The organism is Arenibacter lacus (genome assembly GCF_008711145.1).
Classification (GTDB): Bacteria; Bacteroidota; Bacteroidia; order Flavobacteriales; family Flavobacteriaceae; genus Arenibacter; species Arenibacter amylolyticus.
The window spans coordinates 1-6,280 of sequence record NZ_VVIN01000099.1 but is presented as its reverse complement, the minus strand read 5'-3'; the positions used below and the strand labels follow the sequence as shown (position 1 = coordinate 6,280).

Sequence of the window (6,280 nt, the reverse complement as noted above, 5' to 3'; positions counted from 1 at the left end):
AGAAAAAGGGACGAATAATGGTACCTCAACAGATTTTGATGGAAAATACACCATTGATGTTGCCAATACGGCTACCTTAGTCTTTTCTTCATTGGGATTTACAACTAAGGAAGTAGCAGTGAGCGGTAAATCTACCATTAATGTTACTTTGGAAGAAGATGCCGAGCAATTAGGAGAAGTAGTAGTAACCGCTTTAGGTATTAAAAGGGAGGCCAAGGCAATAGGTTATGCTATGACAGAGGTGCAGGGAGAAGAATTAGCAAGATTAAATGTGGTAAATCCTGTTCAATCTTTACAAGGAAAGAGTCCGGGGGTTAGTATAGGGGCTTCTGATGGTGGAATGTTTGGAAGTTCCAAAATACAAATCCGTGGTATTTCAACATTAAATTCCAATAACAATCAACCTATTTTTGTGATTGATGGTGTGATTTTGGAGAACGCTACATCTAATGCCAGTGCAGACTGGAATGCTTCTTCCAATGATTACGGTAATATCTTGAAAAATCTAAACCCAGATGACTATAAGACTGTTTCTGTGTTAAAAGGTGCAGCAGCAACAGCGTTGTACGGTTCTAGGGGGATTAACGGGGTGGTGCTGATTACAACCAAGGATGGATCAGGAAGTCGAGGTTTAGGAGTATCTGTTAAACAGTCAGTTGGATTTGATATAGTTTATAAGGGGCCTGCCTTACAGAATGAATATGGACCAGGAGCTTTGGCTGGTTATATAAATTATGGTGATAAAGATGGTTCTGATAATTATTATAATTGGGATACAGAACAGTTTTTTTACAATAACGATGGAGTAGCCACGCTTCGTAACCATCCATGGGGATGGGCTGGATTTGGTCCGAGATTTGACGGTAGACCAATTGAGGATTATGACGGTACAATGATTACTTACGATCCGCAAAAGTCTAATATGTTGGATGCTTACACTACGGGTATCAATACAAATACCTCGGTTGCTCTAAGTGGTGGAAATGAACACGGGAATTTTTATCTTTCCGATTCGTATACAGATAGAACTGGTACATTACCAAATAATTCCTTCAAAAGAAACTCCTTATTGTTTAGGGGGTCGTATAATTTGTCTGAATGGTTACGCGCAAGTGCTTCCATATCTTTCACCAATTCAAATTCACATAATCCAAGAAATGATATTTCGCAAAGTTTTTTTGATGGGACTTTTGGAAGAGCCTACAATACAAAAAAGTATATGCAAAATAAATATTGGCAAGCTTCACACGGAGGAGTTCCCCATGCAAATTATGGGGATGAATATACAGATGTTCCTAATAGGGGATTATGGTTTGCTTATGAAAACAACAATAGTTATAACAAGGAAACTGTTGTGAGGCCAATTGTGACTCTGGCAGCTGACGTAACAGACTGGTTAACAATTACCGCAGAGGGTAATATGAATCATTATACCACTGACTTTGAAAATAAAGAGTTAGGTGCGGGTTTTGCCAATGAAGGAGGTTATTATGAATTGAAGCATGCTAAGGATGTAAGTAAAACGGGTAAATTAACTTTTAATCTTAAAAAAGAATTCACAAATGATCTGTCAGCTAATTTATTGTTAGGTGGGGAAATTTGGGAGCAAGAGAAATCATTTACGAGAGGTTGGACAGACGGAGGATTAATCGTTCCAGGTAAATTTTATCTTGGAAACTCACTTAGAACTCAAAAAGGTGAAGGACGTGTTTATGCTACAAAACAGCTTAACTCCGCTTATTTTTTAGGTAGTTTGGCATATAAGAATCAGCTTTTCTTAGATATAACAGGGCGAAATGACTGGTCTTCTGCGTTAGTTTATACTGACGGCACCGGTAACAACTCATACTTTTACCCTTCTGTTTCTGGTTCTTGGATATTCAGTGAGACTACGGGAACTTCGAATTGGTTTACTTTTGGTAAGGTACGTGCTTCATGGGCACAAGTGGGTAGTGATACTAGTCCTTATTCGATTAATAGAGGATATGGACAAGGGAGTATAGATAATGGTGGTAATTTTGTTTACACCAACACAGTGAACACTACACTAGTTGATAGATCTATAAAACCTGAACTCAAAGATTCATATGAGATTGGGGCGGATGTCCGATTTTTTAATAACCGTTTAGGTTTTGATGTCGCATATTATAGTGAGACCATCTCCGAGCAAATAGGAAATGTGCCATTGCCTTCTGAATCAGGGTATAGTAGCCTTTTAACGAATATTGGTACTTTGACTAATTCTGGAGTAGAATTGATGATTACGGGAACCCCTGTAAAGGCTAACGACTTTAGTTGGAATTCTACTTTTAATTATTGGAATAATACTACCAAAATAGATGAGGTGCATCCTGATTTTGGAGAGTATAAAAGCCTAGGTGGAAGTATTAGTTATGGTAATTTCCGTGTAGGATCTGTTGCTTTTGAAGGAGGAGAATATGGTGTGTTGTATTCTGATAGTGCACCTAAGAAATTTCAATCATCTGATCCGAATCATCCAAATAATGGCAAGAACCAATTAATTTGGGTGGATTCTAGAAGAGGCGCCTACTTTGAAAGAAGTGGAGAGGCTGAAAAAGTTGGAAAGATTCAACCAGATTTTGAAGGTTCATGGAATAATGAATTTAATATCGGAAACTTTAATATGTCTATTTTATTGGATGCTCGTTTTGGAGGTCATATGGCTTCCTATTCCAGTAGGTATGGTACTGCATATGGATTTTTGGAAACTTCTTTATACGGTAGAAGCCCAGAACATGGAGGTGTAACCTGGACCTCTAATTATGACGATGTTAATGGAAAGCAGTTTAGTGACGGAATAATCCCTGACGGTGTATTTGCCGAGGGACAAACTGTGACTACCCCCAGCGGTTCAACTGTGGACGTTGGTGGTATGACGTATCAAGAAGCTTTTGACGCGGGACACGTTGAGCCAACACATGCTAGTTACTACCACTACCGTTTAAATTCTTGGGGTAATGGGGTGATTAATGATAATTGGTTTGCAGAGGTGAAGTATATTGCTCTTAGGAATATTTCTATGGGGTATAACCTCCCCAAAATGGCTGCAAATAAAATGGGCGCTAGAAATGTTTATTTAGGCTTAAATGCTAGAAACGTAGCTTACTTGTACAATTCAATGCCAAATAATATTAATCCAGAAAGCTTTAGAGGAACTACTAGTACTGAGTCTTTCTTAGAGCGCTCGTTTAGCCCCTATATGGCTAGCTACACATTTTCAATTGCGATTGATTTTTAATATTAAATAGTTAAAATGATGAAAGAAACATATAAAATATTCCTTATTCTATTGGCAACAATGTTGGTGGGATGTGATAAAGATGAGTTTGCTAAGTTAAACAGTGATCCATCAACCCTAGCCGAACCTGATCTAAGGTATTCTACAGCTAAGGTCATAAACGATATGTACACCAATGATTACTTGCTTTGGTTTTACACTAATTTCGATTACGTTTATCCTTGGAGTCAGATTACTGGTACCGGAGTAGGAAATTCGGAAACCTTTGTAGAAATGGCAGCTCAGGGTGGTGCACAATATGTGTATGGAATTATTCCTAATGCCAAAGATATTCGTGCTAAAATTGCAGCTTTGCCCGAGGAAGAGAAGGCGATGATGCGAGGTATAATAGGTGTTACTTATGCAGCTCAAATTGCAACTGCTTTAACACAAACCGATTATACTGGGGCTATGGTGTATACTGAGGCGGGATTAGCACCATATACAAATCCTCCTTTGATTACTCCTGCATATGATCAACAAGAATTATTATTTGATACATGGTTGGCCGAATTGGATGCGGCAATATCAGATTTATCTGCTCCAGAGCAATTTAGTTTAGGGAAGCAAGATATTGTCTATGGTGGCGATTACGCAAAATGGGCTAAGTTCTGTAATCTATTGAAATTGAGGATAGCAGCAAGGTTGGTAAATGCTAATCCAAGCAAAGCATTAGATATAGCAGAAGAGGTTGTTAACTCACCAGTAGGTTATATGAATTCACTGGATGAGGATTTTATTTATTCAAGAGGAATTCAATACAGAGGAACCGGTAATGGCACGCAGCCAGGAACTGGAGGTAAAAACCTAGTCGACTACTTAAGAGAAAATAAAGATCCAAGAGTTCGTTTTCTGTTCAATAAAAATGACTTTAACGCCGAAGTTGTTCAAGCCTTTATTGATGCAGGTAAGCCACTCCCAACCTATGTTGAGAAGTATGTTGAATATGACTTGCTAGGGAATTTTGCAGGATGGTCGGAGCCAGGGGAACCTTGGGTAAGGTATCATGGAGCACCACTTTCTCCAGACAAACAACAAGAGGGAGAGTATGATGATTATTTTGAGCAGTCTTCAAGAAATAGGATAGCGTTAGATGGAGCTGAAAAAACATACTCATCAACATCATCATTTTCAGAGAAAAATACTCGCACTGGTTTTGATTTTACTTATCCAACAAGACCTGGTGGCCGTCTAATTCAAAAAATAGGGAACCATCCCCCACTAGAGGTAATTCTTGGGTCCTCTGCTGAAACAAATTTGTATTTGGCAGAATTTAAATTGCTAGGTGCTAATATTCCAGGTTCAGCTCAGTCATACTTTAATCTGGGGGTAGAATTCTCCATTAGAAGAATGGATGCCTTAGCAAAAAGTACGGGAGCTTTTTACTATGAAAGCGATCCAGTTTATCAGGATGAGACCATGGCAGAGTTAGCTTCTACTAAACTAAAAGAGAATGAGATTTCTGAGTTATTGGCATTGCCAGACTATGATTTATCAAGTGATGGTTTGGAAAAGGTTTATATTCAACAATATATCAATTTTGCTATTACTCCACATGATACATACACTACCGTTAGACGGTCTGGGATTCCTATGGTTGGAAGTTCAATATTGCCGTGGGAGCCAATTTTAGCTGCTGGGAATCCTTTGACAATACCTAGAAGATTTGAAATTGGTACGCCTACCGAGGATAATGTGAATTTTACTAATGTCAAAAAGGCAATAGAAGAACAAGGATTCACAACTGGTACTAATGACCCAAATATTTTAAATAATGAGAGAATTTGGTTCGATGTTAATAACCCTAATTTTGGTGAGGGACCAAAGAATTAATCCCTAAATCAAACTTCTGTTAAAAGGCTGTCCATTTGGACAGCCTTTTTTATTCTAGAGGGGTAAATACCCCGAGGCTTGCCTCGCACGAAAAAAAACAGTAATCTTGAGCGTGAGCTCAAGCACGCATATACATAAGAGCTACAACGTTTCGTTGTTACTCTATCATTTGGTTTGTTCGACCAAGTATCGCCGATTGGTACTAAGTCCTAAAGTTGAGAGGATTCTGTGTCAGACGTGTCTAGATATTCAGTACAGGTATGAAATCCATTTTTTGGAGATAGGTACGGATAAGGATCATGTTCATTTTTTGATTCAGAGTGTTCCAACATATAGTCCGACCAAAATAGCAAGGACGGTAAAGAGCCTTACTGCCCGTGAGATTTTCTTTCATGCCCCAGGAGTAAAAAGGGCATTATGGGGAGGTTCTTTTTGGGGCAGTGGATATTATATCAATTCAGTCAGTCGGCATGGAAATGAAAAGACTATTGCGACGTACGTGAAGAATCAGGGAAAGGAAAAGGAGTATGAAGTCTTACACAAGGATGGTCAAATGAGATTGTTTTGAAAAATAAAATAATGCCCCGTGGGCTTGCCCCGGGGATTATTTATTGTGTCAACCCCCAAAATACGTGTGAACCCTATTTTCATATACTATCTCTAAATATGCCTCATTATTTAGGGGTTCTAAGTGTAACTACGCGCTAGAGGTGTGTAGAGGAACACTACCAATAGGTTTCTTGTTTATTTCAGTCTTTTAAACAGGGATTTTAAGAGAAATGTAATATAAAGACTACTTTATTTGTTTAAATACTATTAATCCATTCGTTAGATGGTTATTTATCAATATTTAGCGTTAAAATTATGAATTATTGAGAATTTAAGATTAAATTAACATCCGGGTAGCACCGAGAACTCTAATTAAACGAACTAAATTTTACAAGGATGTTTAAAAAAACTCATTACTATTTAATGTTTTTTGCAGTTTTCTTTATTCAGGGATTAGTTGCACAAAACATAACGATTACAGGAACTGTAACCGATGACTTAGGAAGCCCTCTGCCTGGCGTTAATGTGGTGGAAAAAGGGACTACAAACGGTACTTCAACCGATTTTGACGGCAATTATGCCATAGACGTAGGCAATCCT

Annotated in this window: 4 protein-coding genes; all 4 read left to right on the top strand. The window is 38.2% G+C overall.

The window, feature by feature from the left end:
• Nucleotides 1-3,259 (top strand): SusC/RagA family TonB-linked outer membrane protein (locus F1E73_RS16045; protein WP_150452519.1); only part of this gene is annotated, 3,259 nt, incomplete at its 5' end.
• A 15-nt stretch (nt 3,260-3,274) separates the two neighbouring features.
• Nucleotides 3,275-5,131 (top strand): SusD/RagB family nutrient-binding outer membrane lipoprotein, encoded by a 1,857-nt coding sequence (locus F1E73_RS16040; RefSeq protein WP_223883481.1) that lies wholly within the window; start codon nt 3,275-3,277, stop codon nt 5,129-5,131.
• A 112-nt stretch (nt 5,132-5,243) separates the two neighbouring features.
• Nucleotides 5,244-5,699, top strand: coding sequence for an IS200/IS605 family transposase (gene tnpA / locus F1E73_RS16035; RefSeq protein ID WP_150452518.1), 456 nt, complete (start codon nt 5,244-5,246; stop codon nt 5,697-5,699).
• Nucleotides 5,700-6,076: 377 nt separating this feature from the next.
• A partial coding sequence (locus F1E73_RS16030; RefSeq protein ID WP_150452517.1) for a carboxypeptidase-like regulatory domain-containing protein occupies nt 6,077-6,280 on the top strand: 204 nt, incomplete at its 3' end.

Excerpts from the sequence above, each read along its gene's own strand:
- F1E73_RS16040 (WP_223883481.1), top strand. The coding sequence starts at position 3,275 with ATGATGAAAGAAACATATAAAATATTCCTTATTCTATTGGCAACAATG.